The sequence below is a fragment of the Dietzia sp. KRD202 genome (assembly GCF_017168155.1).
GTDB lineage: Bacteria > Actinomycetota > Actinomycetes > Mycobacteriales > Mycobacteriaceae > Dietzia > Dietzia kunjamensis.
This window is the reverse complement of the sequence record NZ_JABFAN010000005.1, coordinates 436,241-462,269: the sequence shown is the minus strand read 5'-3', so window position 1 is coordinate 462,269 and position 26,029 is coordinate 436,241. Positions and strand designations below refer to the sequence as shown.

General features: G+C 70.6%; 26 protein-coding genes. 15 read left to right on the top strand and 11 right to left on the bottom strand.

Annotation, left to right across the window (positions count from 1 at the left end):
* The first annotated feature begins 67 nt into the window (after nt 1-67).
* Together J1M64_RS02950 and J1M64_RS02945 are read left to right on the top strand one after the other, a co-directional pair.
* Nucleotides 68-388 (top strand): hypothetical protein, encoded by a 321-nt coding sequence (locus J1M64_RS02950; protein WP_206472593.1) that lies wholly within the window; start codon nt 68-70, stop codon nt 386-388.
* Between the two features lie 139 nt (nt 389-527).
* Nucleotides 528-1,715 carry a methyltransferase gene (locus J1M64_RS02945; protein WP_206472591.1) on the top strand — a complete coding sequence of 396 codons (1,188 nt, stop codon included), beginning with the start codon at nt 528-530 and terminating at the stop codon, nt 1,713-1,715.
* 11 nt (nt 1,716-1,726) lie between these two features.
* Here the strand turns inward: J1M64_RS02945 and J1M64_RS02940 are convergent, their stop codons facing one another.
* Complete coding sequence (locus J1M64_RS02940; protein WP_206472589.1) at nt 1,727-2,023, bottom strand: hypothetical protein; 297 nt, start codon at nt 2,021-2,023, stop codon at nt 1,727-1,729.
* 175 nt (nt 2,024-2,198) lie between these two features.
* On the opposite strand from J1M64_RS02940, the gene J1M64_RS02935 reads away from it, so the two are divergent.
* Nucleotides 2,199-3,551 carry a cytochrome P450 gene (locus tag J1M64_RS02935; protein ID WP_206472587.1) on the top strand — a complete coding sequence of 451 codons (1,353 nt, stop codon included), beginning with the start codon at nt 2,199-2,201 and terminating at the stop codon, nt 3,549-3,551.
* Nucleotides 3,552-3,553: 2 nt separating this feature from the next.
* Here J1M64_RS02935 and J1M64_RS02930 read toward each other — a convergent pair whose 3' ends face one another.
* Nucleotides 3,554-3,943 (bottom strand): DUF1622 domain-containing protein, encoded by a 390-nt coding sequence (locus tag J1M64_RS02930; protein ID WP_206472586.1) that lies wholly within the window; start codon nt 3,941-3,943, stop codon nt 3,554-3,556.
* 208 nt (nt 3,944-4,151) lie between these two features.
* Here J1M64_RS02930 and J1M64_RS02925 point away from each other — a divergent pair, with 208 nt between their 5' ends.
* Both J1M64_RS02925 and J1M64_RS02920 read left to right on the top strand, forming a co-directional pair.
* Entirely contained in the window at nt 4,152-5,450 is a 1,299-nt protein-coding gene (locus J1M64_RS02925) for an acetyl-CoA carboxylase biotin carboxylase subunit family protein (protein ID WP_241260951.1), read from the top strand.
* 130 nt (nt 5,451-5,580) lie between these two features.
* A complete protein-coding gene (locus tag J1M64_RS02920; RefSeq protein ID WP_206472702.1) occupies nt 5,581-7,575 on the top strand; it encodes a hypothetical protein in 1,995 nt (664 codons plus the stop codon).
* Here J1M64_RS02920 and J1M64_RS02915 read toward each other — a convergent pair.
* The 5 genes from J1M64_RS02915 to J1M64_RS02895 form a co-directional block, all read right to left on the bottom strand.
* The gene (locus J1M64_RS02915) at nt 7,561-8,418 is read right to left on the bottom strand and encodes an ABC transporter ATP-binding protein (protein WP_206472584.1); all 858 of its coding nucleotides are present in this window, start codon (nt 8,416-8,418) and stop codon (nt 7,561-7,563) included. The two genes, J1M64_RS02920 and J1M64_RS02915, sit on opposite strands and share 15 nt — an antisense overlap.
* Nucleotides 8,415-9,449, bottom strand: coding sequence for an iron chelate uptake ABC transporter family permease subunit (locus J1M64_RS02910; protein WP_206472700.1), 1,035 nt, complete (start codon nt 9,447-9,449; stop codon nt 8,415-8,417). Before J1M64_RS02910 ends, J1M64_RS02915 begins: the two co-directional genes overlap by 4 nt.
* A gap of 38 nt (nt 9,450-9,487) precedes the next feature.
* A complete protein-coding gene (locus tag J1M64_RS02905; RefSeq protein ID WP_374210677.1) occupies nt 9,488-10,489 on the bottom strand; it encodes a FecCD family ABC transporter permease in 1,002 nt (333 codons plus the stop codon).
* A 68-nt stretch (nt 10,490-10,557) separates the two neighbouring features.
* Nucleotides 10,558-11,586 carry an iron-siderophore ABC transporter substrate-binding protein gene (locus tag J1M64_RS02900; RefSeq protein WP_206472582.1) on the bottom strand — a complete coding sequence of 343 codons (1,029 nt, stop codon included), beginning with the start codon at nt 11,584-11,586 and terminating at the stop codon, nt 10,558-10,560.
* Nucleotides 11,587-11,707: 121 nt separating this feature from the next.
* Entirely contained in the window at nt 11,708-12,571 is an 864-nt protein-coding gene (locus J1M64_RS02895; protein ID WP_374220833.1) for a helix-turn-helix domain-containing protein, read from the bottom strand.
* A 58-nt stretch (nt 12,572-12,629) separates the two neighbouring features.
* Here J1M64_RS02895 and J1M64_RS02890 point away from each other — a divergent pair, with 58 nt between their 5' ends.
* The 3 genes from J1M64_RS02890 to J1M64_RS02880 all read left to right on the top strand — a co-directional run bounded on the left by J1M64_RS02890 (nt 12,630) and on the right by J1M64_RS02880 (nt 16,472).
* Nucleotides 12,630-13,613, top strand: a complete 984-nt coding sequence (locus tag J1M64_RS02890) for an arsenic resistance protein (protein WP_206472578.1) — start codon at nt 12,630-12,632, stop codon at nt 13,611-13,613.
* 176 nt (nt 13,614-13,789) lie between these two features.
* A complete protein-coding gene (locus J1M64_RS02885) occupies nt 13,790-15,253 on the top strand; it encodes an MDR family MFS transporter (RefSeq protein WP_241261053.1) in 1,464 nt (487 codons plus the stop codon).
* Between the two features lie 100 nt (nt 15,254-15,353).
* Nucleotides 15,354-16,472, top strand: coding sequence for a sterol desaturase family protein (locus J1M64_RS02880; protein ID WP_307872349.1), 1,119 nt, complete (start codon nt 15,354-15,356; stop codon nt 16,470-16,472).
* 21 nt (nt 16,473-16,493) lie between these two features.
* Here J1M64_RS02880 and J1M64_RS02875 read toward each other — a convergent pair whose 3' ends face one another.
* A complete protein-coding gene (locus J1M64_RS02875) occupies nt 16,494-17,111 on the bottom strand; it encodes a TetR/AcrR family transcriptional regulator (protein ID WP_206472574.1) in 618 nt (205 codons plus the stop codon).
* A complete protein-coding gene (locus tag J1M64_RS02870; protein WP_206472572.1) occupies nt 17,104-18,735 on the bottom strand; it encodes an MFS transporter in 1,632 nt (543 codons plus the stop codon). The genes J1M64_RS02875 and J1M64_RS02870 overlap by 8 nt, the downstream gene beginning before the upstream one ends.
* Before the next feature lie 223 nt (nt 18,736-18,958).
* Here J1M64_RS02870 and J1M64_RS02865 point away from each other — a divergent pair, with 223 nt between their 5' ends.
* On the top strand, nt 18,959-20,341 hold the full coding sequence (locus tag J1M64_RS02865; RefSeq protein ID WP_206472570.1) for a family 1 glycosylhydrolase: 1,383 nt from the start codon (nt 18,959-18,961) through the stop codon (nt 20,339-20,341).
* A 29-nt stretch (nt 20,342-20,370) separates the two neighbouring features.
* Nucleotides 20,371-20,547, top strand: coding sequence for a hypothetical protein (locus tag J1M64_RS02860; protein WP_206472569.1), 177 nt, complete (start codon nt 20,371-20,373; stop codon nt 20,545-20,547).
* Between the two features lie 246 nt (nt 20,548-20,793).
* Here J1M64_RS02860 and J1M64_RS02855 read toward each other — a convergent pair whose 3' ends face one another.
* Nucleotides 20,794-20,964 carry a hypothetical protein gene (locus tag J1M64_RS02855; RefSeq protein ID WP_096905156.1) on the bottom strand — a complete coding sequence of 57 codons (171 nt, stop codon included), beginning with the start codon at nt 20,962-20,964 and terminating at the stop codon, nt 20,794-20,796.
* 215 nt (nt 20,965-21,179) lie between these two features.
* Entirely contained in the window at nt 21,180-21,671 is a 492-nt protein-coding gene (locus J1M64_RS02850; protein ID WP_206472567.1) for a flavodoxin domain-containing protein, read from the bottom strand.
* A gap of 147 nt (nt 21,672-21,818) precedes the next feature.
* On the opposite strand from J1M64_RS02850, the gene J1M64_RS02845 reads away from it, so the two are divergent.
* The 5 genes from J1M64_RS02845 (at nt 21,819) to J1M64_RS02825 (ending at nt 25,829) form a co-directional block, all read left to right on the top strand.
* Nucleotides 21,819-22,214 (top strand): GntR family transcriptional regulator, encoded by a 396-nt coding sequence (locus J1M64_RS02845; RefSeq protein ID WP_206472565.1) that lies wholly within the window; start codon nt 21,819-21,821, stop codon nt 22,212-22,214.
* A 1-nt stretch (nt 22,215) separates the two neighbouring features.
* The gene (locus J1M64_RS02840) at nt 22,216-22,947 is read left to right on the top strand and encodes an ABC transporter ATP-binding protein (protein WP_241260950.1); all 732 of its coding nucleotides are present in this window, start codon (nt 22,216-22,218) and stop codon (nt 22,945-22,947) included.
* A complete protein-coding gene (locus J1M64_RS02835) occupies nt 22,944-23,774 on the top strand; it encodes a hypothetical protein (RefSeq protein WP_206472561.1) in 831 nt (276 codons plus the stop codon). Before J1M64_RS02840 ends, J1M64_RS02835 begins: the two co-directional genes overlap by 4 nt.
* A gap of 140 nt (nt 23,775-23,914) precedes the next feature.
* Entirely contained in the window at nt 23,915-24,739 is an 825-nt protein-coding gene (locus J1M64_RS02830; RefSeq protein ID WP_205475761.1) for an excalibur calcium-binding domain-containing protein, read from the top strand.
* Between the two features lie 226 nt (nt 24,740-24,965).
* Complete coding sequence (locus tag J1M64_RS02825) at nt 24,966-25,829, top strand: Bax inhibitor-1/YccA family protein (protein ID WP_069389597.1); 864 nt, start codon at nt 24,966-24,968, stop codon at nt 25,827-25,829.
* Nucleotides 25,830-26,029: the final 200 nt, after the last annotated feature.

Sequence of the window (26,029 nt, the reverse complement as noted above, 5' to 3'; positions counted from 1 at the left end):
ACAGGGCGCCGTGCCGGGAACCGTTTCGCGGGCGAGGACGCCGCCGACGGGTGTGACGCTGTCGGCCATGCACATCGCCACCCCACTGACCGACACCCGCTACGACACGGTGTTCCGCCAGGCTCTGGCCCACGTTCGCGCCGGGGACTACCGCGCTCGCCGAATCACTCTGAAGGGAGCGCCCGGGGTCTTCGCCGACAGGACCGCGGTCATCACCCCCCATCGCGACAGCTCCGGCGCGTTCGATGCCGATGACCTGGCGGCCCAGCTCTACGCGCTCGCCCACGGCATCCCGTCCGACACGGCCACCTACACCGATGGCTACTTCGTCAGCGGGGGTCGGATGCACTCGGCCCGGGCCGAGCCGTATGAGATCGACTGGCAGTAACCGGTCGGCGGCGGAGCTGAGACACTGGGTGCGACCCGGTTCGCGGGTAGCTTGCTCTCGCGCGTCATTCCTCCCCACGGTCGAGTGCGCGCCCGTTCAAAGGACTCCCGTGTCTTCTCCTGCCGCTCCCGGGTCGCCTGTGACCACCGTCAGTTGGCGCGAGAAGGGCGAGGGCCGCACGGCCCGGTGGCACTCGGAGAACGGCGCGCCGCCGCCGCGAGACATCGTGGTGATCCACGACGACATTCCCGCGGACAAGGCGCTTCGGATGATCCGGCGGGGCACCGGCCTGTTGTGGCGAGGCGACTTCCACAACGCCCGCCAGCTCATGCGCGCCCTCGACCGGCGTCTGCAGAAACGGGCGTCCCGGGCGCCACAGAGCTCCGACCCCGGGGAGGTGTTCCTCGCCAACCGGAAGGCACGCGCGCAGCGGGCGGAGACGCTGGGAAGGATCCTCATCCCACTGGAGCAGGACTACTCGGTTCGGCTGCGCCGAGCGCCTGACGTGCGCGACGCCTGCGCCCATGCCTACGGGCCGCCGAGCGACGCCGGCAACGACTCCACCGGTCGGGAGACGCTGGTCTCGCTGCCCGAACTCCTCGGCGTCATCAGTGCCTACGAGTGGCACCTGGGCGGCATCGAGCTGGCCGCGTTGGGGGCCCGGATCCATCCCGCCTACGGCGTGTTCGCTCCGACCCGAGACGAGTACATCGACCTGGTCGCCGACGCCCCCTGGCCGCAGGGCGTCGAGAATCCGATCGTGTGGGACATCGGCACCGGAACCGGTGTGCTCGCGGCCGTCCTGGCCCGGCGCGGGGCCCGGCGGGTCGTGGCGTCCGACATCAACCCGCGCGCTGTGCAGTGCGCGCGGGACAACGTGGGTCGGCTGGGGTCGGCCGACCGGGTGGACGTGGTGGAGGCCGACCTGTGGCCTTACGACGACGACGACGTGGTGGGCGACTCCGGGCGGGCCGACGTGGTGGTGTGCAACCCGCCGTGGATTCCCGGTCATCCGACCTCGGCACTGGAGCAGGGGATCTACGACCCGGGCTCGGACGTGCTGGGCCGCTTCCTGGACGGGCTCGCGCAGCACCTCACGCCGCAGGGCGAAGGGTGGCTGATCCTGTCCGACCTCGCCGAGCATCTCGGCCTACGCACTCGCGACGAGCTGCTGACCCGCATCGCCGACGCCGGGCTGACCGTGATCGGCACCCACGAGACGACGCCCCGGCACTCGCGCGTATCTGACACGGGCGATCCGCTCCACGCTGCCCGGTCGCGCGAGCGGACCATCCTGTGGCGGGTGGGGGCGAGGCGGGACACCTAGAGGCGGGACACCTAACGGGGGCGGCGCCCACCGAACGCCCAGACCAGCGCGTGCACCGCGAGCAACGGGGCGATGAGCACCACCGCGCCCCAGCCCGTAGTGGCGACCGGGACCCAGTCGTCCCACGACGCGCGCATGGCGGCGAGGAAGTCGCCGCGCTCGGGATCGGTCTGTTCGGGTGCGCCGTGCCCGGGGTCGGCGAGCTCGGGGTCGTCGTGTGAGGAGCCCGCCCACAGCCCTTCAACGTCAGAGCTGTCCGCCGCCAGTGGGAAGTCGGCGGGCCGAGGGGACTGCGAGGCGGAGTGCATGACAGGGGTTCGTCACCCAGGGGAGCCCGGATGGCCGGTTCGGCCGAGCGAGCAGTCGGCGGGTCTCCGGCGGCAGTGGAGCACCTTGTCGTCGTCGTCGCACTTACCCCGCCAACACGGCGATTCCGGAACGTAGGCTGGCGGCGCCCGCACCCCACCCGAGGCCGAGGATGCCATGGACAGCATGACGGACAGGTCGGCTCCCGCCGCTGGCGACGGACACTCCACCGAGGGCGAGCGCGCACCCCAGCTCCCACCCGGGCCCCGGCTGCCCAGGCCAGTCCAGGGCGTGGGCTTCGGGATCGCCCGGCGGGAGACTCTCCGACTACTGCACCGGCGGTACGGCACCGCGTTCACCGTGCACCTTCCCATCTACGGGCGCGCGGTGGTGATCTCCGACCCCGCGCTGGCCAAGGAGCTGTTCACCGCCCCGCAGGAGTCGCTGACAAACGTCGACCCCAACCTGGGCCGGGTCCTGGGCGAGAATTCGATGTTCGCGCTCGAGGGCACCGACCACCGCCGGCGCCGGAAACTGCTCACGCCGCCACTGCACGGCAGACGAATCAAGGCCTATGAGGCGATCGTCGAGGAGGAGACCCGTCGCGAGCTCGACTCGTGGGTCGCCGGCCGACCGTTCGCCTCCATGCCCTCGATGACCCGCATCACGTTGGACGTCATCCTCCGGACCGTGTTCGGCGCCCGGGACGACGAGCTCGACACCCTGCGCCGCGTCATCCCGCCCATGGTCGAGGCCGGCTCGGCGGTGGTGATCACCCCGGAGCTGCCGGTACGGCTCGGCTCGGTGGGCCCGCGCGCCCGGTTCGCCCGCTACAAGAAGGTGTACGACGAGGCGATCGGCGCCCTCATCACCCGGGGTCGCCGCGACGACCGGCTCGACGAGCGCGACGACATCCTCGCGATGATGCTGCAGAGCACCTACGACGACGGATCGTCCATGACGGATGACGAGATCCGCGACGAGCTCACCGCACTCCTCGTGGCCGGGCACGAGACCACGGCGACGACACTCGCCTGGGCGCTGGAGCGGCTCAGCCGCACCCCCGCGGTGCTAGGCGAGCTGGTCGCCGAGGTCGATGCCGGGGGAACCGACTACCGCAGCGCCACGATCCTCGAGGTCCAGCGCAGCCGGCCGGTGATCGACCTCGCCGGACGCAACGTGCAGTTCCCGCACCTCGACCTGGGTCCGTGGCGGATCCCGCGCGGGTACAACGTGCTGGTCGCGATCTCGCTACTGCACGACGACAGCACGCACTTCGCCGAACCCGAACGCTTCGACCCGACCCGCTTCCTCGGCACCACGCCACCTCCGGCGTGGCTGCCGTTCGGCGGGGGGACCCGGCGGTGCATCGGGGCGGCGTTCGCGGCCATGGAGATGGATGTCGTGTTGCGCACCGTGCTGAGCATGTACGAGATCGTCCCCACGACCGAGCCTGACGAGAAATGGCATTCGCGGGGGGTCGCGTTCGCACCCCGTCGCGGCGGGCGGATCACCGTCCGGCGTCGGTGACGCTAGTCGGACGGCGCCGGTGAGGCGGCGGCGTCCCGGGGCTTGGCCTCCGGGGCCCTCGATTTCTGCCACGGCCACCGGCCCGAGATCTCCAGCTCCAACGACCAACTGAGGAAGGTCCTGATCACGACGATCGCCGCCAGCACCGCCACGCTCTCCAGCGTCGGGGTCACCGCGACCGTCTTGATGATGTCCGCCGCCACCAGGATCTCCAGCCCCAACAGGATCGACCGACCGAGGAACCGGCGGAAGTGCCGATAGGTGTCCGGCTGCCGGCTGAGCAGGCGCCACCCCGCGATGACCGTGGCCGCCACGATGCCGATGACGATCGCCGCCACCCCGAGCGCATCGATCACCTCGCCGACCGCCTCGATGTACTCCTTGGAAGGCACCCTGGACTCCTCTCACCCGGATCCGCACCGGGGCGACCCGGACGGCGTTGTCCGACGAGCCTAGGGGGCCTCCCGCCGCGCGCCCGGGCGTTCGCCGATCCCGTAACCAGTTGCACTGAGACGGGTCTTGGGTACGTTTGTGGCCCACCGCCCTGGATTGATCGGCCCACGCAGATCGAACCCGCGCCAACTCGAGGAGGCACCGCACTTGCAGACGCCTACCGCAGAATCGACCTCCGGAGCCACGGACCTTCGTCCGAACCCGACCCACGACCCCAACGAGCACCTGCGCGATCCCGACAAGGGCTACGTCGCACTGCTGGGCTGGGTGCCCAACGCCATCGACGCGCTCGACAAGTTCGACCGCCGCTACGTCGTGGTGGCACCGCCCTGGGCCGAGGAATACTGCAGCCAGCACCAGATCCCGTACGTCCCGTGGGACTTCGAGCGGCTCAACGACCGGTCCATGGAGATCGCCGAGACGCTGCGGGACATGGGCGTCGACGTGGCGATCCCGCTGTTCGAGGAGACCGTCGAGTGGGCGGGCGCCATCAACTCGATGCTGCTCGACAACCCCACCCTGTACGGTCAGTCCCTGCTGCTGCGTGACAAGGCGCTGATGAAGCGGCGCGCGCAGCTCGGCGGGATCCGCGTGGGCATCTTCGAGGAGGCGCACGAGCGGGACGACGTGATCCGGTTCCTCAAGCGAGTCAACCAGACCCTGCTCAAGCTCGACGGCGACCCCAATGACCCGATCCACCTCAAGGCCTTCGACAAGGCCGGGTGCCTCGGTCACCGCGTCATCCGTACTCCCGACGAGGTCGACACGATTCCCGAGGAGGAGTTCCCCGTCCTCATGGAGTCCCACCTCGACGGCTGGGAGTTCGCCGTGGAGGCCTGGGTGCACAACGGCAAGATCGTGTTCCTCAACATCTCCGAGTACGTCACGCTCGGCTACTCGGTGTTCGTACCGGCCTCGCCCGAGCTGGAGAAGTACCGTCCGGAGATCACCCGGCAGATCGAGAAGCTCATCAAGACCTTTGACATCAAGTTCGGGTTCGTCCACCCCGAGTACTTCGTCACCAGCGACGGCGAGATGTACTTCGGCGAGGTGGCCTACCGGCCGCCGGGGTTCAAGGTCTTCGAACTGCTCGAGCGTACGTACGGGTTCAACGCCTACCAGGGCCTGGTGCTGGCGTTCGACCCCAAGACCACCGAGGACGAGATCGCGGCGTTCTTCCCGCGCGAGGTGGTCGACGCGAAGGGTCACGCCGGGTGCTTCGGCGTCTACCCGCGGCGCCGGGTCGTCTCCACGCTCGAGATCCCGGAGGCCACCGAGGACCACGAGTACTTCGAGTCCCACGAGCTCACCGCGCCGGTCGAGGAGACGGTCACCAAGCGCACCGCCTTCGGCACCCACTGGGGGCTGGTCTACTTCTTCGGCGACGACGCCTACGAGATGCGGTCGGTCCTGCGCAACCAGGAGGACCTCGACTTCTACGTGTGACGCCTCGGCCGGTACCGACCCGCGGGTACGGTACCGGCGGGTGGACGTGGAACGACGTGGGATGACCAGGCACGGCCTGGGGCGACCTGGCACGACGCGGCACGACTCAGCGGCGAGAGACGGAGAGTGGATCGAAGTGGGAAACGACGAGCCCGGCGCGACGCGGGTCCTGGACAAACGGGTCGCCTCCCTGGCCGACGCCACCAGAGCGCTCGCCGAGGCCGGTGACGTGACCAAGTCGTCGCGTCTGCGGCGCGTGCTGGACGGGGCCCGGTTGGTGCTGCTCCAGGACGGGGGAGCCGGGGCCGTGCAGGCGATGGCCCGGGAGCTCGAGGCCGCCGGGATCTTCGAGGGCACCGACTGGGACTCGCCGGCGGCCCTGATCCCGGCCCTGAGCGCCGGCACCCTTCGCAGCTCCGACTCGGACAAGGTCGTCACCGAGATCGTCAGTGATCTGCGGCTGACGGCCGTGGCGCAGGGTCAGTACGAGCACCCCGAGGTCACGGCCGAGCAGGCGCGCCAGCACCTCGCCGAGGTGCTCGCCAACAATGCCTCACTGCTGTTCACCGTGGCCACCGAGGCCGAGCGCACACAGCAGGGCCGGATGGCGACCGTCACCCGGACGGCCCTGGCGCACATCGCCTCGGAGATCGGTCTGGACGGCGTGCTCGACCAACTGGTCGAGGAGATCTGGCGCATCCTGCGCCAACGCCCCATCCAGGTGGACCAGATCAAGCAGACCATCACCCAGATCTCGATCGCCCGTCAGGACCCGCAGCTGGGCACCAGCGGCGGCGGCGTGGGCATCGACCGGCTCATCAGCAGCATCTACGGCACCACAGAGGCCAGCCGCGAGGACCCCGGCGTGGACGTCTACCTCTCCCGACTGGAGTCCATGGACGAGGGGACCCTGCAGTACGAGGCGGCCGGGTTCGCGCGGTCAATGCACGACACCGGCCTGGTGTCGCCGTACCACCCGGTGCTCGTGCGGTTCCTGCGGGAGAAGGGCAGCTTCCTGCTCAGCGAGGCGCTCGGGCTGTCCAGCACGGGCCGGGAGAGCCTGCTGTGCTTCCACGGTCTGGTCGACGCCCTGATCGACGCGGCCGTGCACCCCGAGACCGCGCAGTCCGTCTACGGGTTGGCGCTGCTGCTCGAGCGGGGGATCCTGTTCCAGCCGCCCGCCGCCCCCGCGCTGTGGCGGCTGCTGGCGCTGCCGCTGTCCGGCTACGCGGCCGAGCGGCTCGCCCTCTCGTGCGGCCCCGCCCACGAGGGGCGCGTCTGGCTTCTCGCCGGGACGTTGTCGATGCTCGGGCAGCCGCTGGGCGTGGGGCAGGGCGACAACCCCACCTGCCAGTCCGCCCGGGCGCTGTCGATGTGGGCGTACAACGACCCCGACTACCTGCTGCAGATCATCGCGTGGGCGGCGCGTGACAACGAGGTGGTCATGCACTTCGAGGGCCGGCCGATCTCCTCCCGCGAACTCGACGCGGGCCTGGCCACCACCCTGCCGGTGGATCTCGACCCCGTGTCGCTGCTGGTGGTGCCGCACTTGGACCGCATCTATGCCGAGATGGGCCGCCTGTGCTCGGACCGCCCGGGCGACCCCCACCGGTGGGTCAACCCCGAGTTCCACGGCTGGTGGTCGGCCCGCGGCTTCAGCATCAACGTGGACGTCGAGTCCGGCAGGCTGACCGGGCTCGAGGACTTCCTGCGGCACTTCTACGGCAGCTACCACCCGTTCCACAACGGCAACCAGCCGCTGATCCACCCGCAGCCCGCCGGCGTGGCCGTCACCGATTCCTCCGCGCGGTTCGTCGGGTGGCACGCCATCACGATCCTGCGGGTCGCGCTGGACCCGGACGAGACCATGCGCGTCTACTTCTTCAACCCCAACAACGACAGCGGGCAGGACTGGGGCAACGGCGTAGTGGTGAGCACCGCCGGGAGCGGCGAGCGGTTCGGTGAGTCGTCACTGCCGTTCGAGGAGTTCGCCTCCCGGCTGTACATCTTCCACTTCGACGCCCTCGAGCCAGGCGAGACCGAGACCGTCTCCGCGGAGGAGATCGCCCGTGTGACCGGGCTGATCCACGGCAGTTGGGGCGCCGACCGGCTACCGGAGCTCTGAGGGCTGCGGCGCGGCCCGGCCCGGCCCGGCTGCGCCCGCAGCGCCCCTCACCCCGTGCCTCCCGAGCGGCAGCATGAGCGGCCGGCCCGAGGTGGGGTCGTCGATCACCACGGCGTCCAGCCCGAACACCGCCCGCACCATCTCCGGAGTGAGCACCTCGTCGGGCGCACCGCTGCAGTGCACGCGGCCGTCGGCGAGCGCGACCAGGTGATCGGCGTAGCGGGCGGCGAGGTTGAGGTCGTGCAGCACCATGACGATGGTCGTGCCGCGGTCGCGGTTGAGATCCACCAGCAGGTCCAGCACCTCCACCTGGTGGGCGACGTCGAGGAACGTGGTGGGCTCGTCGAGCAGGAGCAGGTCGGTGTTCTGGGCCAGGGCCATGGCGATCCACACGCGCTGGCGCTGACCGCCCGACAGCTCGTCCACGGCCCGGTCGGCCAGCTCGAGGGTGCCGGTCGCCTCGAGGGCTGCGGCCACGGCCTCGTCGTCGTCCCTCGACCACCTCGACAAGATCCCCTGGTGCGGGTTCCGCCCGCGCCCCACCAGGTCGGAGACGGTGATGCCCTCGGGTGCGATCGGGGACTGGGGGAGCAGGCCCAGGGTGCGGGCGAGTTTCTTGGCAGGGATGTGGTGGACCTGCTCGCCGTCGAGGAGCACCTGCCCGCCGCGGGGCCGCAGCAGGCGGGACATCGAGCGCAGCAGGGTGGACTTGCCGCACGCGTTGGCGCCGACGATCGCGGTGATGGCCCCGGGCGGCACCTGCAGGTCCAGATCGCGGATGACGGCGCGGTCCCGGTAACCCAGGTCCAACCCGGTGGCCTCGAGCGAGTGGTCGGCGGTCACAGTGAGCCTCCGGTGCGGTTGGTGCGGGCGATGAGGTAGACGAGGTACGGGGCGCCCAGGGCCCCGGTGATCACCCCGACGGGATAACGGGAGCCGAAGGCGTACTGGCCCACCAGGTCGGCGGCCAGCACCAGCACCACTCCGACCAGGGCGGCGGGGATGAGTGGCGACCCGTGTGGGCCGACCAGCCGCGCGGCGATGGGTCCGGCGAGGAACGCGACGAAGGCGATGGGTCCGGCGGCGGAGGTGGCGAACGCGATGAGGCCCACGGCGGCGATGATGAGCACGATCCGGGTGCGTTCGGTGCGCACGCCCAGCGCGGAGGCGGTGTCGTCGCCGAGCCGCAGCAGGCCCAGGTCGCGTCCGAGGAGGAGCAGCACGGGTGCGAGCACCGCCGCCGCGACCAGGACGGGTCGGACCTGCTCCCAGGATGCGCCGTTGAGGCTGCCGGTCAGCCAGCGCATGGCCTCCTGCAGCTCCCATTGCGGGGCGGTCTTGAGGATGTAGTCGGTGACCGCGTTGAGGGTGGCGGCGATGCCGATGCCGATGAGCACGAGCCGCGTGCCGGCCACGCCGCCGCGGTAGGCCAGGGCGTAGATTCCCAGGGCCACGACGAGCCCCGAGACGATCGCGAAGGCGGAGACCTGCGCGCCGCCCAGGCCCAGCACCACGATCGCGAACGCGGCCGCCGCGCTGGCGCCGGAGCTGATGCCGATGATGTCCGGCGAGGCCAGGGGGTTGCGCAGCATGGTCTGGAACGTCACGCCGCCCAGCCCGAAGCACGCGCCGGTGAGCACGGCCAGCACCGCGCGGGGCAGCCGGAGGCGTCCGACGGTGAAGGTCGCCCCGTCGACGTCGTGGCCGAGGATCACGCCCAGTACCTCGGCGGGGGAGTAGAAGGTCTTGCCCACCATGAGGGAGGCTGCGAACAGGCCGACGGCCGCCACGACGAGCAGGACCAACACCAGCCGGCGCCGGCGACCGCGCGCATGCCGGCCCGCGGCCACCACCTCGGCGGCGGACGAGTGCACGGGGGCGAGACCCCGCGCGCCGCGACCCACGACGGCGGTCACAGCTCACGCACCTTCTGCCGGCGCACGATCGCGATGAGGAACGGCGCTCCCACCAGGGCGGTGATGATGCCCACGTCGATCTCGGCGGGCCGGGCCACGATCCGGCCGAGGACGTCGGAGGCGGTCACGAGCACGGCGCCGGTGAGCGCGGAGAACGGCAGCAGCCAGCGGTGGTCCACGCCCACGAGCAGCCGGCAGGCGTGGGGGACGATGAGCCCGACGAAGGCGATGGGACCGGCCACCGCGGTGGCGGCGCCGCAGAGCAGCACCGCGCCGAGGGAGGCCACGGCGCGGGTGGCGAGCACGTGCTCGCCGAGCCCGGCGGCCAAATCGTCACCGAGCGCGAGCGAGTTGAGGGGCCGTGCGGTGAGGACGCAGATCAGCGCGCCCACCGCGAGGAACGGCAGCACCTGCTCGATCGGCTCGAGGCTCGCCCCACCGACGCCGCCGATCTGCCACGAGCGCACGCCGCCGGCGATGTCCCCGCGCGGCAGCACCACCGCGCTGATGAACGACGACGCCGCCGCCGAGGTGGCCGCCCCCGCCAGCGCGAGCTTCAGTGGCGTCGCACCGCCGCGGCCGAGCGAGCCCACCACGTAGACGAACACGGCGGTGATCGCGGCGCCGGCGATCGCGGTCCAGATGTAACCGGTGAAGCTCCACAGTCCGAACCACGCGATGCCCACGACCACGGCGAGCGAGGCGCCCATGGTCACGCCGAGGATCCCGGGGTCGGCGAGGGGGTTGCGGGTCACGCCCTGCATCACCGCACCGGCCACGCCCAGGGCCGCGCCCACGAGCACGGCGAGGACGGTGCGCCACACGCGTTTGGTCACCGCGGCCTCGCCCAGTCCGTCGGTGGATCCGCCCAGCGCCGCGACGATCTCGTCGGGGGAGACGGTGCGGGAGCCGATGGTCACCGAGGCGATGACGACGACGACGAGGACCGCGATCGTCACCGTGAGCCACAGCAGACGCACGCGCGCCGGGCGTCGCACAGCCTGGACGGCTGACCTCGCGACGCCCGACGCGGGGGCTGCGGCCGGGGCCGTGGCCGGGTCGGCGGTCACCTGCCGGCGGCCTCCGCGAGCTGCGCGACGTAGTCGTCGAGCACCCACGAGATGGCCAGCGGCGTGGGGTTGGCCGCAGTGCCCATGGGGCCGTTGCCGTCCAGGAACACGATCGCATCGTTCTTCACGGCCGGCATCTGCGACAGCAGCGGGTCCGCGCGCAGCGTGTCGACCAGCGACTGGTCGCCGTAGGTGACGATGAGCTCGACGTCGTCGAACATGTCGAGCTGCTCGGCGCTGACGCTGCCCGAGAACTTCCCGCCGGCCGACGCCTCGGCCACCGCCTTCGGGGTGGTCAGGCCCAGATCCTCGAAGAACGCGGCCCGGGTGTCGGCGGCGGTGTAGAAGTTCATCGTGGACAGGTCGGTGGGGTCGACGTGCGTCATGAACATGGTCGCGGTGCCCTCCAGCTGCGGGTACTCGGCGGTCGCCTCGGCGATCTCGCCCTCGATCCGTCCGATGAGCTCGTCACCCTCGGCCTCGAGGCCCAGGCCCTGGGAGTTGAAGCGGATGACGTCGCGCCACGAGGTGGCCCACGCCTCCTCGGGGTAGGCCACGACCGGCGCGATCTCGCTGAGCGTGTCGTAGTCCTCCTGCGTCAGGCCCGAGTAGGCGGCGAGGATGACGTCCGGGTCGGTGTCGGCGACGGCCTCGAAGTCGATCCCGTCGGTCTCGTCGAAGAGCACCGGGGTCTCGGCGCCCAGCTCGTCGAGCTTCTCCTCGACCCACGGGAGCAGGCCGTCGCCGTCGTCGTCGCCGAAGTTCGCGGCGGCCATGCCCACTGGCACGACGCCGAGGGCGAGCGGCACCTCGTGGTTGGCCCACGCGACGGTGGCCACCCGTTCGGGCGCCTGCTCGATGGTGGTGGTGCCGAGCGCGTGTTCGACGACGACGGGGAACGCCCCGGAGTCGCCGGACGCGGCGGCACCGCCGGGGGAGTCAGCCTCGGACGACGACCCGCACGCGGTCAACACCAGCGCAGTCGTGGAGGCGATCAGGACAGAGGCAATACCGCGAGAACGCATCAGGGCGGCTCTCTCACTCTCAAAAAGGTCGACAGGGCGGCCCACCCGACACCACCATCGGCGTTAGGTGAGGCTGGCCTAAGACGTTACGACCCGGCTGGCCGGCGGCGCAATCGCTTGATCAGGACGCCGGGTATAGCGATTCGGACAGGGGTGAGCCGGTCGCGGGCCCGTCCGCGTCGCCCGCCGCGTCGACGCCGCCCGCCTCGTCCGAGTGTCCCGCCCCGCGGAACCGGCCCGGGGTGAGGCCGGTGGTCCGGCGGAACGCCGCGCCGAACGCGCTGGCGGAGCTGTAGCCGACCCGCACCGCGACCTCGTCGACCGGCATTCCGCCGCCGAGCATCACCGCGGCGTGCTGCGCGCGCAGCGCCGCCTGCCACGCACCGAAGCTCAGCCCCGTCTCGGCGCGGAACGTCCGGGTCACGGTCCGTTCGCTCACCCCGAGCCGGGCCGCCCACTCACCGAGCGAGCGGGTGTCGCCGGGGTTCACCTCGAGCGCGTCGACGATCGGGCGGAGCAGCGCGGAGTCCGGGCGCTGCACGAGCAGGGCGTGCGGTGAGGGAGCGAGCAGGTCGAACACCATTTGCTCGGTGAGCTCCCGCGACTTCGGTTGCAGTGCCTGGTCGACCAGGCGCTCGAGCAGCAGGGTCAGCAGCGGGGTCACCTCCACCGCCACGGGTTCTCCCGGCAGGGGCGAGCGGGTCCGCGTATCGACGTGGGCCGTGCGGTACCACGTGCCCGCCGGGGCCGTGGCCGAGTGCAGGACCCCCGCGGGGATCCACAGCCCGATCGACGGGGTGATGGTCCAGGTGCGAGCGCCGATGGTCGCGGTCGACGCCCCGGCGCGATTCCACAGCAGCTCGTGCGTGGGGTGCGAGTGCGGCTCCCACACGGTGTCGCGGTCCACGCGCTCGGCCATGCCCGTGATGACGAACGGCATCACCACTGCGCCCGCCTCGTACACGGGCAGTGTGCGCGTCTCCACGCGGCCAGGGTAGACCTGATCTGACCGGCGGGGACCGGCAGCCGGCGTGAGGGGGAGCATGCGCGCGAGCGTGGAGTGGATGGAGTCGCACCAGGTGTCGCTCTACCTGGCGGGGCTCGTCCTGGGCGGGGTCGTCGGGGTGCTCGCGCCCGCGGTGGCCGGCCCGGCGGAGCTCGCGATCCAGCCCGTGCTCGCGCTGCTGCTGTACGCGACGTTCCTCGGCATCCCGTTCGCGCGCATCGGCAGGGCGTTCCGTGACGGGCGCTTCCTGAGCACGATCCTCGCGGTCAACTTTCTGCTGGTGCCGCCGATCGTCTGGCTGCTGACGCGGATCGTCGCCCACGACCGTGTGCTCCTGGTGGGCGTGCTGTTCGTCCTGCTGACCCCGTGTATCGACTACGTCCTCGTGTTTGCCGGCCTCGCCGGGGCCGACGTGCACCGACTCCTGGCCGCGACCCCGTTGCTCATGCTCGTCCAGATGGTGCTGCTGCCGCTGTACCTGTGGCTGTTCGTCGGACCGGGGTTCGTCGATGCCGTGGAGTTCGACCCGTTCGTGCGGGCGTTCGTCCTGCTCATCGCGCTGCCCCTCGTTGCCGCGGCGCTGACGCAGTTCGTCGCCGGTCGAGGTGAGCGCGCCCGCGCCGCCCGGGCGTTGGAGCAGGGCGCGTCCGCGGCGATGGTCCCGCTCATGGTCGCCACGCTCGCGCTCGTCGTGGCCTCCCAGATCAGCGCGGTGAGCGAGCGGCTCGGGGCGCTGGTGCAGGTGGTCCCGGTGTACGTGGCGTTCGCCATGGTCATGGTGCCGGTGGGCATGGCGGCCGGGCGGCTGGCGGGCCTCGATGTCCCGGGCAGGCGGGCGATCGCGTTCAGTGGCGCGACCCGAAATTCCCTGGTCGTCCTCCCGCTGGTCCTGGCACTGCCCCCGGCGTTCGATCTGGCAGCCCTCGTCGTCGTCACCCAGACCCTCGTCGAGCTCGTCGCCATGGTCGTCCTCGTCCGGCTCGTCCCACTACTCATCCCCGAGGTAACGACCGTCACGTGACCCGCCATGGGAACCGTGGTTCCGGTAGCTTCATAGGGTTCCCGTGCGCGGCTGAGGCCGGCGCCGGATTCTGCTCTCTGCTCACACCGCAATCCCAGAGGACGACCGTGACGTCTGAAGTCTCCGCCACCCCCCATTCCGCACAAGCGGCCCCGGCCTCGCAGGCCTCCCCGCCGATGCCCGCCGCCACCGTGCGGCTCATCGCCCTGCTCGTCGGCGCCGCGTTCGTGGTGATCCTCAACGAGACCATCATGTCCGTGGCACTGCCCGAGCTCATGGGCGAGTTCGCGGTCACCGCCGCCACCGCGCAGTGGCTCACCACCGCGTTCATGCTCACGATGGCCGTGGTCATCCCGTTCACCGGGTGGCTGCTCGTGCGCCTGCCGCTGCGGTCCGTGTTCGTCATCGCGATGAGCACGTTCACCGCCGGCACCCTGCTGGCGTCGCTGGCCATGGTGTTCCCCATGCTCGTCGCCGGCCGGGTCGTCCAGGCCGTCGGCACCGCCATCATGATCCCGCTGCTCATGACCACCGTGCTCAATGTGGTGCCCGCCGACCGTCGCGGCCGCACCATGGGCGTCATCTCCATCGTGATCGCCGTCGCCCCGGCCGTCGGCCCCACGGTGGGCGGCCTGGTGCTGGACGTGCTCAGCTGGCGCTGGATGTTCTGGTCGGTGCTGCCGATCGGTGTGCTGGCACTCGTGGCCGGAGCGGTGCTGATCCGCAACGTCACCGAGCCCCGGCGCATCCCGCTCGACATCCTCTCCGGCGTCCTCTCGGCGATCGGGTTCGCCGGCCTCATCTTCGGTCTCAGCTCCATCGGCGAGGCTGCCAGCGACAACGCCCTCATCTCGCCGTGGATCCCCGTGGCGATCGGCGTGGTCGCCCTGGCCGTGTTCGTCTGGCGCCAGCTCGCCCTCAAGGACTACGCGCTGCTCGACGTGCGCGCGTTCGCGTTCCCGACCTTCACCGTGAGCCTGGCCCTCATGCTCATCTCGATGATGTCGCTGTTCGGCACCCTCATCCTGCTGCCGCTCTACATGCAGCAGGTCGTGGGCACCAGCACCCTGAACTCCGGGCTGGCGCTGCTGCCCGGCGGCCTGATCATGGGGGTGCTCGGCTGGTTCGTCGGCCGCGCGTTCGACCGGATCGGCCCCCGGCCGCTCATCATCCCCGGCTCCATCCTCGCGTCCGCCGGCCTGTGGGGGATGTACACGTTCTTCTCCGCGGACAGCTCCCTGGTCACGGTCGTCGTCTGGCACATCGTGCTCAGCGTGGGCCTGGCGTTCCTCTTCTCGCCGCTCATGACCTCCGCGCTCGGCTCCCTGCCGCCGCACCTGTACTCGCACGGGTCGGCGTTGCTCAACACCCTGCAGCAGGTCGCCGCCGCCGCGGGCACGGCGCTGTTCATCACCGTCATGACGCTGGGCATCGTCTCCGGCGCCGAGTCCGGCCTGGGAGACGTCGCCGCGCAGATGACCGGCGTCCACAACGCACTTCTGCTGGGCGCCTGCATCTCGCTCGTCACCGTCGTCGGCGTGTGGTTCGTCCGCAACAGCGCGCAGACCGAGGGGCCTGCCTCGGCGCCGACGGCCGAGCGGTCCGAGACCGCCACGGCGCAGGAGACCGCCTCGGCGTAACCGGCAGTTCGGGTGTAGCCGACAGTTCGGGTGTAGCCGGTAGCCCGGGCGTGGTCGGCCGAACGCCCGTTGGAGTGACCCACGCCATACCCTGGATGGCGTGAAGGTTGATCTGACGGTCCTGGCCATCCCGGCGTTCGTCGGGGCGATGGCAGCCGAATACGCGTGGCAGAAGCGCAACCCGGCCATCGGGGAGCGGGCGGGGGACTACGAGTTCGCCGACACCATGGCGAGCCTCTCGATGGGCGTGGGGAGTCTGCTCGCCCCCTACATCTCCGCCACGGTGCTCTCGCCGCTGACCCCGCGGACAGGCCGATGCGCGAAAGCCGTGATGGGCCTGTCCCTCGGGGCGGCGGCCGTCGCCACTGCCGGGGACGTCCTCCGACGCCACCGCGGGTCGGGTCTGGGTGAGGCGGGGTCGTTGTCGTCGTCGTCATCCGGCCCCGGACCCGACGCCGACGGTGCCACCGGCGTGGCGGTTCCTCCCGCCCTCCGTCGGATCACTGGCGGTTCTGCGGTGACCGCCGTGGCCTCGACCGTGGTGATGGTCTCCACGCTGTGGAGCGCCCAGACCGCGAGCTCCCGGCTCTTCCGGACGTCCCCGCTCGACCTGGGGTCCGGGCCGCTGGCGTACGCAGTAGGGATCCTCGGCTGGGACCTCATCTACTACTGCAATCACCGCCTCGCCCACGAGTCGCGGTGGCTGTGGGCCATGCACGTCGTCCACCACTCGAGCGAGCACTACAACCTGTCGACGGCGCTGCGCCAGCCCGTCGCCGAGGCGCTGGCGATCTACGTGCCGTACGGGTTGCTCTCGCTGCTCGGGGTGCGGCCGGCGATCGTCATGGACGCCCGCGCGATCAACCTCATCTACCAGTTCTGGGTCCACACCGAGGCGGTGCGGTCGATCGGGCCGCTGGAGAAAGTGCTCAACTCGCCCTCGCACCACCGCGTGCACCACGGCAGCAACCGGCGGTACCTCGACCGCAACCACGGCAGCATCCTCATCATCTGGGACCGTCTGTTCGGTACCTACGAACCCGAGCGCGAGGACGTGGTCTACGGGCTGACCACCAACATCGACACGTTCAACCCGCTACGGATCGCCACGCATGAATGGGTCGCGATCGGGCGCGACATCTTCCGCGCGCAGACCTGGCGCGACCGCGCGGGGTACCTGGTGCGCGGGCCGGGGTGGGCCGGGGCGCGGAGGGCGTAGGGCCGCCGGTGCAACGTGGGCTCAGACGAGTCGGCGACCGACCATCCCGGCGGCATCGTCGAGCACAGCCCGGAACAGGGCGTCGTCGCGCAGTTCGAACCAACCCAGCGCCGCCCCGAACATCAGCGTCATCGCCTGCTCGGCCACCAGCACCACGTCGGCGTCCCACCGCAGGCCCGCACGCTCGGCCAGGTCGTCGAGAAGGGAGACGATGATCCGGCGATACTCCTGGTGGGACTGCGCGGCCAGAGCCCGCAGCTGCTCGTCGCGGGCCGCCATCAGAGACAACTCGAAGTAGGCGATCTCGGTCATCGGATCGGCGAGGACGGAATCCGCGTAGGCCGCGAAGAGCTCGGCCACGGCGGCGGTCACGTCGTCGGGTCCGTGTACCGGCCGGTCCTGCTGCGTCTGGACCAGGTCCGACAGGTGCGTCAGGTCCAGACGCAGCACCGAACGCATCAGCTCGTCCTTCGATGAGAACGCGTAGTGGACGGACCCGTGGGGCACCCCGGCCTCCTTGGCCAGGGCCCGCGTGGTGAGCGCCCACGCCCCGTCCCGCGCCATTACCGTCACCGCGGTCTCGGTGAGTTCCCGGCGGCGCTGTTCGATCGGCACCTGTGCGCGGCGAGCGTCAGCCACGGTTCACCTCCGACGCAGCGGAGTCCGCTCGCGCGGCCGGTGGCATGTACGGCAGGTTCGCCTCCGGCCCTCCCGCGGCTGTGGCGGCTGCGGCGTCGTGCGCCTCTACCGGCGCCGGCCTGGCTGCTCCGGCCGCTCGCGACTCCGAGCGCAGGCCACGCCAGGCCAGTATCAGAGTGATCGCCGCCGTCCCGATACCGATCGCGGCCACGAGATCCATGCCCGCCAGGAAGGCGGAATCGGCGATCTCCAGCAGACGAGCGCCGCCGCCGGGTAGCGTCTCCGCGACCTCGTGGGCACCCGCCAGGGTCTGGGAGGCGGCGATCGCGGAGTCGGCATCCATGCCGGGCAGGGTAGCGGTCTCGACCACGCGGCTCGAGTACACGGCCATCCCCGCGGTGCCGAGTACGGCGGTGCCCATCGCGCCGCCGAACTCGTAGCCGGTCTCGGAGATCGCCGCGGCGGCGCCGGCGCGGTCACTCGGGGCGGCAGTGAGGATGACGTCGTTCGTGAGGGTCTCGGCGAGGCCCACGCCGATGCCGAACAGGGCCGACAGGAGCGTGAAGAGGAGCATCGTCTCGGCGGTGTCCAACCGGGTGCCGATGACGAACCCGACGATCACGAGCGACAGGCCCGTCATGATCACGGTGCGCACCGAGACCGTCCGCGCCAGGGCCGGGGCCAGCAGGGTTCCGACGACGGCGGCCACCGCGAGCGGCAGCATCCACAGACCGGCCTCGGCCGAGCCCATGCCGCGGACGAGCATGAGGTACTGCGGGAGGAAGAACATCAGCCCCATGAACGCGAACACCGAGATCACGTTGATCGACACCGCCGAGGAGAACGCGAAGTTCCCGAACAGGGTCACGTCGATCATGGGGTTCTCGCGGCGGCGCTGACGGGACACGAACCAGACCAGCGCGGCAGTACCCAGAACGAAGGCGACGAGCACCGCCCCGTCGATTCCCTTCACGCCGGTCTTGAGGGCGTAGACCAGGGAGATCGTTCCCGCGATCGAGAGTATGACGGAGGTCGGGTCGAACGGGCCCGGGTTGGGGTCCTTCGCCTCGGGGAGCAGGAACGGGGCGGTGAGGAGGAACAGTGCGATGACCGGGACGTTCAGGAGGAAGACCGAGCCCCACCAGAAGTTCTCCAGCAGCAGCCCGCCGACCACGGGGCCCAGTGCGGCGCCGCCGGAGAACGCGGTGGCCCACACGGCGATGGCGGTGCGTCGCTCGGTGCGGTCCGGGAAGATCGCGCGGATCAGGCCGAGGGTGGAGGGCATGAGGGTCGCACCGCCGATGCCGAGGAGCGCACGGCCGAGGATCAGCATCTCCGGACTGGTGGAGAACGCGGCCACGAGGGAGGCGACGCCGAATAGGGGTGCGCCGATCATGAGGATCCGTTTGCGGCCGATCCGGTCCCCGAGCGAGCCCGTGAAGATCAGCAGGCCCGCGAGCAGGAACGAGTAGAGGTCGATGATCCACAGCAGTTGGTTCGACGTCGGCTGCAGGTCTGCGGACAGCGCGGGCACGGCGATACCGAGCACGGACATGTCGATCGAGATCAGCAGAACGGGAAGGACGAGGACGAGCAGGGCCGTCCAGCGGCGTGCGGGGGACACGGGTGCCTCTCCAAGGCGGTCGGACTGCGGGCGGTGTGCACGCAGCGATGCCGGGGAGATCCGCACCCGGCGTAGACCATCCTGACACGAGGTTGGCCACCTGGCCAACCTCTCTTGGCCAGATGGCCAGAAGTGTGAAGAATGCCACCGTCGGGAGCGCTCGCGGTTCGCGCACTTGGGTCATTCCGCTGCCGTCCGCGAGGGTGCTTCCTAGGGTTCACCCATGAGCGGACGCGCGCGAGGGGCAGGACATCCGACGATCATCCGGAGGGCGCTTCTACTGCTGCTGGCGCTCGTCCTCGCCGTGGCGGTGGCCCCGCAGTTGCAGCCGAGCGCAGCGGCCCAGCCTGGTGGGCGCCCGGCCGCACCGGGCTCCGGCTTCCACTGGGGCGTCGCCACGTCGGGCTTCCAGGTGGAGGGCTCGAACCCGGACTCCAACTGGAAGCGGTATGTCGACGCGACCGCGCCGACGGGTCAGGCCGACCCGGTGGGTGAGGCGGTGGACTTCTGGAACCGCTATGAGGAGGACATTGCCAACGCCGCGGCGATGGGCGTGAACACCTTCCGGCTGAGCGTGGAGTGGGCGCGGATCGAGCCCGCGCCGGGGGAGTACGACGACGAGGCCCTCAGACACTACGACCGGATCATCGACACGGTCCGCCGACATGGCATGACCCCCATGATCACGATGGTGCACTTCGTCTACCCCGGGTGGCTGGCCGACCGGGGCGGGATGCTCGCGGACAACGCGGTGGAATCGTTCGGCCGCTTCGCCGACCTCATCACCGACCGGTGGGCCGGCGCCGGCACCATGTGGGTGACGTTCAACGAGCCGCTGGTGTTCTTCAAACACGAGATGACCATCGGCCGGGTCGCCTTCACCGACTTCTCCCGCTTCCTCGACACCATCGAGGCCGCCCACCGGCTCGGCTACGCTGCCGCCCACCGGGCCGACCCGGCCGCGATGGTCACCATGAACGAGGCCTATCTACCCATGGCCACCGAGTTCACCGACACGCTGATCGGGGACAGGGTGGCCGACGTCGTGGACTACGTCGGCATCGACTACTACTACGGCGTCGCGCTGAACAACCTCACCGCCATCAACGCCGCGTGGGACGACTTCGCGGCCGTGCGGCCACAGCCGGAGGGCATCTACGAGGCGGTCACGCACTACGCGCAGGCCTACCCGGGCAAGCCGATCTACATCGTCGAGAACGGGATTCCGACTCTCAACGGTGGTCGCGCCGACGGGATCGAGCGGGGCGACTTCCTGCGCGACACGGTCTTCTGGCTGCAGCGGGCCGTGGCGGACGGCTACCCCGTGATCGGCTACAACCACTGGTCACTGGTCGACAACTACGAATGGGGCGACTACTCGGCGCGGTTCGGGCTGTATCGGGTGAACGTGCTCACCGACCCGACGCTGACACGCCAACCCACGTCGGGCGTCGACGCCTACCGCGAGATCATCGCGGGCGGGGGAGTGCCCGACGGATACCGTCCGGTGCTGCCGTCTGCGTGGTGTTCGCTGGCCACGATCCCGGACAGCTGCATCGGGCCGGTGTCGGCAGAAGGGCCCTTGACGACGCTGGCAGGGCGATAACAGGATCGACCTCACACGCGATTTCCCTAGTGGACCCGCCCGTCGACCACGAGAGGACCGATGAGATGTTTCCCGCCGGCTCGATCGAGAATCCGCTGCGTTTTCTGTTCGGCCCCGGGCCGGATGAGCCCGCGTGCCTCGCTCTCACACCGGAGTGCATGGGCCTGATCCCGTACCTCGCGGCCCGTTTCGGTATCCCCAGCTGACGAGCCCCGACTGACGAGCCCCGACTGACGGCCCCCGGCCGACGACTCCCGGTAGCCCCTGTCCGAAACGCCCCGATCCGCCCGTCGGATTTTCTTCTGCGCGCCGGGGCCGCAGCGTGGATCGAAATCCGAGGGGCGGATCGAACGCAGGTCAAAATCCGAGGGGCGGATCGAACGCAGGTCAAAATCCGAGGGGCGGATCGAATGCGGATCGAATTCCGCCAGGCTCGACGGCGGCGGTCGGGACTACCTGCTGAACATCTTGGCGAAGAAGCCGTCCTTGACGGCGGGGACGTCCGACTCGTGGCCCGGGCAGCGGTCGGCCTTGGGCACACCGGCCATCACCTGGTCGACGTGCATTCCGCATCCGGCCCAGGTGGTCTTGCCGCACTTCTTGCAGGTGGCGGGACGGCACATGATGAGACTCCTCAGGGGGTGGGGTTGTCGTCGGCGTGAATCGCGCCGACCGCCGGCCGATGATCCGACTGGCTGATGCCCCGAGGTTACATACCCCTAGGGGTATCGGTCAACCCTGCCGGTTCGGCACGCCCTGCACCTGCGGCGTGGGCGGGGTGGTCGACCTCGTCGTCGTAGTTTCCCTCGAAGCCCACCCCGCCGACACCCGGCCCGGCTCACCAGTCGCCGCGCGTCAGGCCGTCTCCCCATTCCCTCGCGCGCTCCAGCTCGCCGGTCAGGAGCGGGCCCTCGTAGCCGTCCACGTAGAAGGTCTCGGGATCCGTCACCGGGTGGCAGCCGAGCTTGCGTAGCTTCTTTGCGGCCTTCTTGCCTGCATGGCCGGGGAGGTCGGGATGGCGGACGTGGGTGTCGAAGGTGGCCACCGCAAGGGAGGCGGGCTCGGCGGCGTCGAGCCACTCGCGCACTCCCGACGGGATCAGCTCGCCGCCGCGGGCGTGGGCGTCCTCGCGGGTGCCGTCGCGGGGTAGCCCGAACGCGTGGGTCGGCGCGCCCACCACGAGGAGGTCCACCTTGAGTTCGGCGAGCGGCGGCGCTTGGTGGGCGGCCACCACCTCGGCGGTCAGGTGAGGGGACAGGCCGTCGCTGATCGCCTCGGCGACGAGCCTGGTGTTCCCCCACGCGGATTCGTACACGACGAGTGCGTTCATGGCCGGCCCTTTCCGCAGGTCCTTGCCTCAGTCTGCGCCTCTGGGCCGCCCCGCGCAACGGCTCGTCAGCATCCACTTTTTGACAAGCGCCCCGCCTGATGTCACTGTATTAAGCACCTAATACAGCAACACGGAAGCGGGGCGGCGATGCAGTTCGACAACTCGTCCCCGATCTGGGTGCAGCTCGTCGGGGAGTTCTCGCGGCGCATCGTGACCGGGGAGTGGGCGGCCGGGGAGAAGATGCCCGGCGTCCGGGAGTTGGCGGCCGATCTCGGCGTCAACCCCAACACCGCCCAGCGGGCCCTCGCGGAACTGGAACGGCTCGAACTGTGCCGGTCCGAGCGGGCCACCGGGCGGTTCGTCACGCAGGACGATGAACGGATAGACGAGGTCCGCGCCGACCTCGCCACCGGCGCCGCCGACGCCTTCATTCGACGCGTCCGCGGCCTGGGAATGGCGCACGACAAAGCCCGAACGCTGCTCGACCACAGATGGGACACCCATGAACACACCACTACCGATGAGCACGACGGAGGTGCCTGACATGAGCGCCACCGACCACGCCGCCACCGCGAGCCCCGCCACTACACTCGTTGAGGCCACCGGGCTCCGCATGACGTACGGCGCCACCACCGCTCTCGACGGCCTGGACATGGCCCTGGCCCCGGGGCAGATCGTGGGCCTGCTGGGCGAGAACGGCTGCGGCAAGACCACGCTGCTCAAGATCCTCGCCGGCGTCCTGGCCGGGTACTCCGGCGACGTGCGGATCGCCGGTCACGTCCCCGGCCCGGAATCCAAGGCTCTCGTCTCCTACCTGCCCGATACCAGCTTCCTGCCCGACGCCGCGCGGGTGAGCTACTGCCTCGAGCTGTACACGGACTTCTTCGCCGACTTTCAGCCCGAGAAGGCGCGCGACCTCATCGGTTTCTTCGGCCTGAGCGAGTCGGCGCGCCTCAAGCAGATGTCCAAGGGCATGCGCGAGAAGGTCCAGATCGCCCTGGCGATGTCCCGCGACGCGCGCGTGTTCCTCCTCGACGAGCCCATCTCGGGCGTCGACCCGGCCGCGCGTCAGGTGATCCTCGACGGGATCGTACGCAACCTCTCCGAGGACTCGCTCCTGCTCATCACCACCCACCTCGTCCACGACCTCGAGCCGATCCTCGACGCCGCCGTCATGATGCGCCACGGCCGCGTCCTGCTCTCCGGCGACGCCGACGACCTCCGCGGCAGCCGCGGCGCCAGCCTCGACCAGATCTTCAGGGAGACCTACCGATGACGACGACGACAACACTCCTCAAGCACGAGTGGCTGCGCACGCGCGGTCCGCTCGCGACCCTCTTCGGGTTGATCGCGCTGGTCGGCGTGCTGGGCAGCCTGCTCGGTGCCTCGGGATGGCCGCTCCTGTCCGAGCTCGGGCTGGCCGCGGGCATGCTCGCAGCGGTCGTGGCGGTCCCGGCCGTCCAGTTGGCCCTCGCCGCCGACTACTGGCGCTCCGGCTACGGCCGGACGGGGTACTTCACGCACTCGATCCCGGTGCGCGGGGCCCGCATCTTCCGGGCCAAGCTGGCGTGGACGATGCTCGCCTCGCTGGCGGCGATCGTCCTGACCCTCGTGCTCGCGCTGCTCGCGTGGTGGGCGAACTCGCAGCGGTCCGGGGGCACCGCGCCGTCGTGGTCGACGCTGACCGAGGCGTGGTCCACGGTCACGGCCGTGACCCCGGGGTGGATGATCGCCGCCGGGTTGGCACTGGTGCTGGCCTGGTTCCTCGTCTGGCCGGTGTACTACTACTTCGCCGTCTCGGTGGGGCACGAGCGGCGACTGGCCGGACTCGGTGCCGGCGGGCCCGTGGTGGTGTTCGTCGCGGTCTACATCGCCAGCCAGGTCCTTGCCCTGCTCGGCATGCTCGTGATCCCGTTCGGGGTGGGGGAGGCCGACGGCGAGACCCTGGGCCTCGTCCGGTTCGACCTTGTCGGCGAGCTCGCCGCGGGGCACACGACCAGCGAGGTCATGCCGGTCGGGTTCGTGGTCTCCCTGGTCGCGGTGGCGGCGTTCTGCCTCTGGCGCACCGCGCGATCGTGGAACCACAAGGTGGCGCTGGGGTAGTGGACCCTGCGCGGGGCCGACCCCTGTCTGGATAAGGATTTCTTTGGCGGGCGGCACGCGGTGGAGTAGTGTTCACATCCTCACCGCGCGTCGTCCGTTGGCCGCCGCGGGCCCCTCACCTCCCTCGAAAGACCGCGAGCATGCCGATCGTCCTGCCCTCCATGGCCCGTCCGACCCTGACCGAGCCCACCTACCTCACGCCTCCCGTCTGGAAGCCGGTCCTCGCCTGGGCCGGCCTGGTCATGGGCGGGATCATACTGGTGGGGGCGCTCGGAACGCTCGGCAGCGGCGTCCTCGAGTCGGTGGCGATGGCGCTCATCGGTCTGGCCATGGCCGTGGCGGGCGGGTGGTGGGTCTTCTGCGAGCGTGAGGACCGCACCCACGCCGAGGAGGACTTCCAACTCGACCGGCAGGCCGCTCTCGCCGCGCAGTCGATGTCCGGCTTCGTCGCCCCGGACGCGCTGAGCCCGCTGACCTGGAACACCCCGCTGCGCCCGTTCACCCGTCGCTGGCCGGTGGTCGGCTCCGTCTCGGTGGCCATGTTCATCGTCGGGGCGGCACTGATGCCCACCCCCGCGCCCACGCCGACCCCGGCCTCGAGCCCGGTGGCCGCGACCAGCACCGTCACCACCACGGCCCGGGCCGCGGCGCCGACGACCACCGTGACGCAGACCCCCACGAGTTCACCGGCCTCGGCGACCCCGGTCACGCCCGTCGCCGTCGAGTCGGAGTCCGCGCCCCGGCAGCCGGTGGCTCCCGAGCCCACGTACGCGCCCGCCCCGGTCCAGACGTACGCCCCGCCGCAGACCTACGCGCCCGCCCCGGTCGCCGAGCCGGTCCCGCAGGCGGCGTACTACGCCAACTGTTCGGCGGCCCGGGCCGCCGGCGTCGCGCCGCTGTACCGCGGGCAGCCGGGGTACGCCTCGAAACTGGACCGCGACGACGACGGTGTCGCCTGCGAATGATCCGCGGCGTCGGGGACCGCAGAATCGCTCGGCGCTGAAATCTTCGTCGTCGTCGTCGTCGTTCCCGTGAGTCGTTCCGGGCCGGGCGAACGGATCGGGCAAGATAGGTATCGGCGCCGGGAACACACAGGTGAGCCCGCGCGTTGACTATGTACGAGTGATTCGTCGGTGACCCGGCGGGGACTCTCGACCAACGACCTTCCCCGACAATTCCGAAGGGACCTCGATGCGCACCAGTAGCAACCCGGTCTTCAGTTCACTGTCCACGGACAGTGCCCGCGGCGCCACCCATCTCGGTGGTGCCGGCCGTGGCGCCTTCCAGCAGGGCCAGTACGGCCAGCAGGGCTTCGGTGCCCAGGCCGGTTACGGTGCCCCGCAGGCGCACCCGCAGTTCGCCGCCGACACGCGGCCCATGACGATCGATGATGTGGTCGCGAAGACCGGCACGACCCTCGGTCTGCTCGCCATCGTCGGCACGATCTCCTTCTACCTGATCACGATGAACCCGGGGCTGCTGTTCCCGTTCATCCTGGTCGGCGGCATCGGCGGCCTGATCACCGTTCTGATCGCCACCTTCGCGCGCAAGATGGACTCCGCGCCCGTCACCCTGACCTACGGCGCCCTCGAGGGGCTGTTCGTCGGCGCGGCGACGTACCTGTTCACCATCGACCTGCAGGGGACCGGCGGCGTCCTCGGCGCGGTGGGTGCCGCGATCCTCGGCACCATCGGCGTCTTCGTGGGCATGCTGTTCGTCTACAAGACCGGCGCCGTGCGCGTGACGCCCAAGTTCACCCGCTTCATGTCCGCCGCGATCGTCGGCGTGCTGTTCGCGGCCCTGGGCAGCATCGTGCTGAGCCTGTTCACCGGCACCAACCCGCTCTACGACGGCGGCCCGATCGCGATCGGCTTCTCCCTCCTGTGCATCGGCCTGGCCGCGTTCAGCTTCCTGATGGACTTCGACAACGCCGACCGCCTCGTGCGCGCCGGTGCCCCGTCCAAGATGGCGTGGGGCGTCGCGCTCGGCCTCACGGTCACCCTGGTGTGGCTGTACGTCGAGATCCTCCGCCTCATGAGCTACTTCCGCGACTGACCGGCGCGAGCTGTAGCGCTGCCTGACTGATCAGGTCAGGTTCCGGCGAATCCCACGGCCCCGGCCCCCCGCGAGGGGAGCCGGGGTCGTCGGCATTTCGGGTGTGGCGGCGATGGGGTTCCGGCGGCGGCCGGCGTGCCCGGCCCGCCTCGTACACCCCGCGGGCGCCGCCGGGGTAGCCGGCTGCAGGACCAACGGCG

What these genes read in the sequence shown, in the direction of transcription:
- J1M64_RS02845 (WP_206472565.1), top strand. Translation starts at nt 21,819, where the DNA reads ATGCAGTTCGACAACTCGTCCCCGATCTGGGTGCAGCTCGTCGGGGAG.
- J1M64_RS02935 (WP_206472587.1), top strand. Translation starts at nt 2,199, where the DNA reads ATGGACAGCATGACGGACAGGTCGGCTCCCGCCGCTGGCGACGGACAC.
- J1M64_RS02855 (WP_096905156.1), bottom strand. Translation starts at nt 20,964, where the DNA reads ATGTGCCGTCCCGCCACCTGCAAGAAGTGCGGCAAGACCACCTGGGCC.
- J1M64_RS02830 (WP_205475761.1), top strand. Translation starts at nt 23,915, where the DNA reads ATGCCGATCGTCCTGCCCTCCATGGCCCGTCCGACCCTGACCGAGCCC.
- J1M64_RS02835 (WP_206472561.1), top strand. Translation starts at nt 22,944, where the DNA reads ATGACGACGACGACAACACTCCTCAAGCACGAGTGGCTGCGCACGCGC.
- J1M64_RS02825 (WP_069389597.1), top strand. Translation starts at nt 24,966, where the DNA reads ATGCGCACCAGTAGCAACCCGGTCTTCAGTTCACTGTCCACGGACAGT.
- J1M64_RS02940 (WP_206472589.1), bottom strand. Translation starts at nt 2,023, where the DNA reads ATGCACTCCGCCTCGCAGTCCCCTCGGCCCGCCGACTTCCCACTGGCG.
- J1M64_RS02850 (WP_206472567.1), bottom strand. Translation starts at nt 21,671, where the DNA reads ATGAACGCACTCGTCGTGTACGAATCCGCGTGGGGGAACACCAGGCTC.
- J1M64_RS02840 (WP_241260950.1), top strand. Translation starts at nt 22,216, where the DNA reads ATGAGCGCCACCGACCACGCCGCCACCGCGAGCCCCGCCACTACACTC.
- J1M64_RS02865 (WP_206472570.1), top strand. Translation starts at nt 18,959, where the DNA reads ATGAGCGGACGCGCGCGAGGGGCAGGACATCCGACGATCATCCGGAGG.
- J1M64_RS02890 (WP_206472578.1), top strand. Translation starts at nt 12,630, where the DNA reads ATGCGCGCGAGCGTGGAGTGGATGGAGTCGCACCAGGTGTCGCTCTAC.
- J1M64_RS02950 (WP_206472593.1), top strand. Translation starts at nt 68, where the DNA reads ATGCACATCGCCACCCCACTGACCGACACCCGCTACGACACGGTGTTC.
- J1M64_RS02885 (WP_241261053.1), top strand. Translation starts at nt 13,790, where the DNA reads ATGCCCGCCGCCACCGTGCGGCTCATCGCCCTGCTCGTCGGCGCCGCG.
- J1M64_RS02900 (WP_206472582.1), bottom strand. Translation starts at nt 11,586, where the DNA reads ATGCGTTCTCGCGGTATTGCCTCTGTCCTGATCGCCTCCACGACTGCG.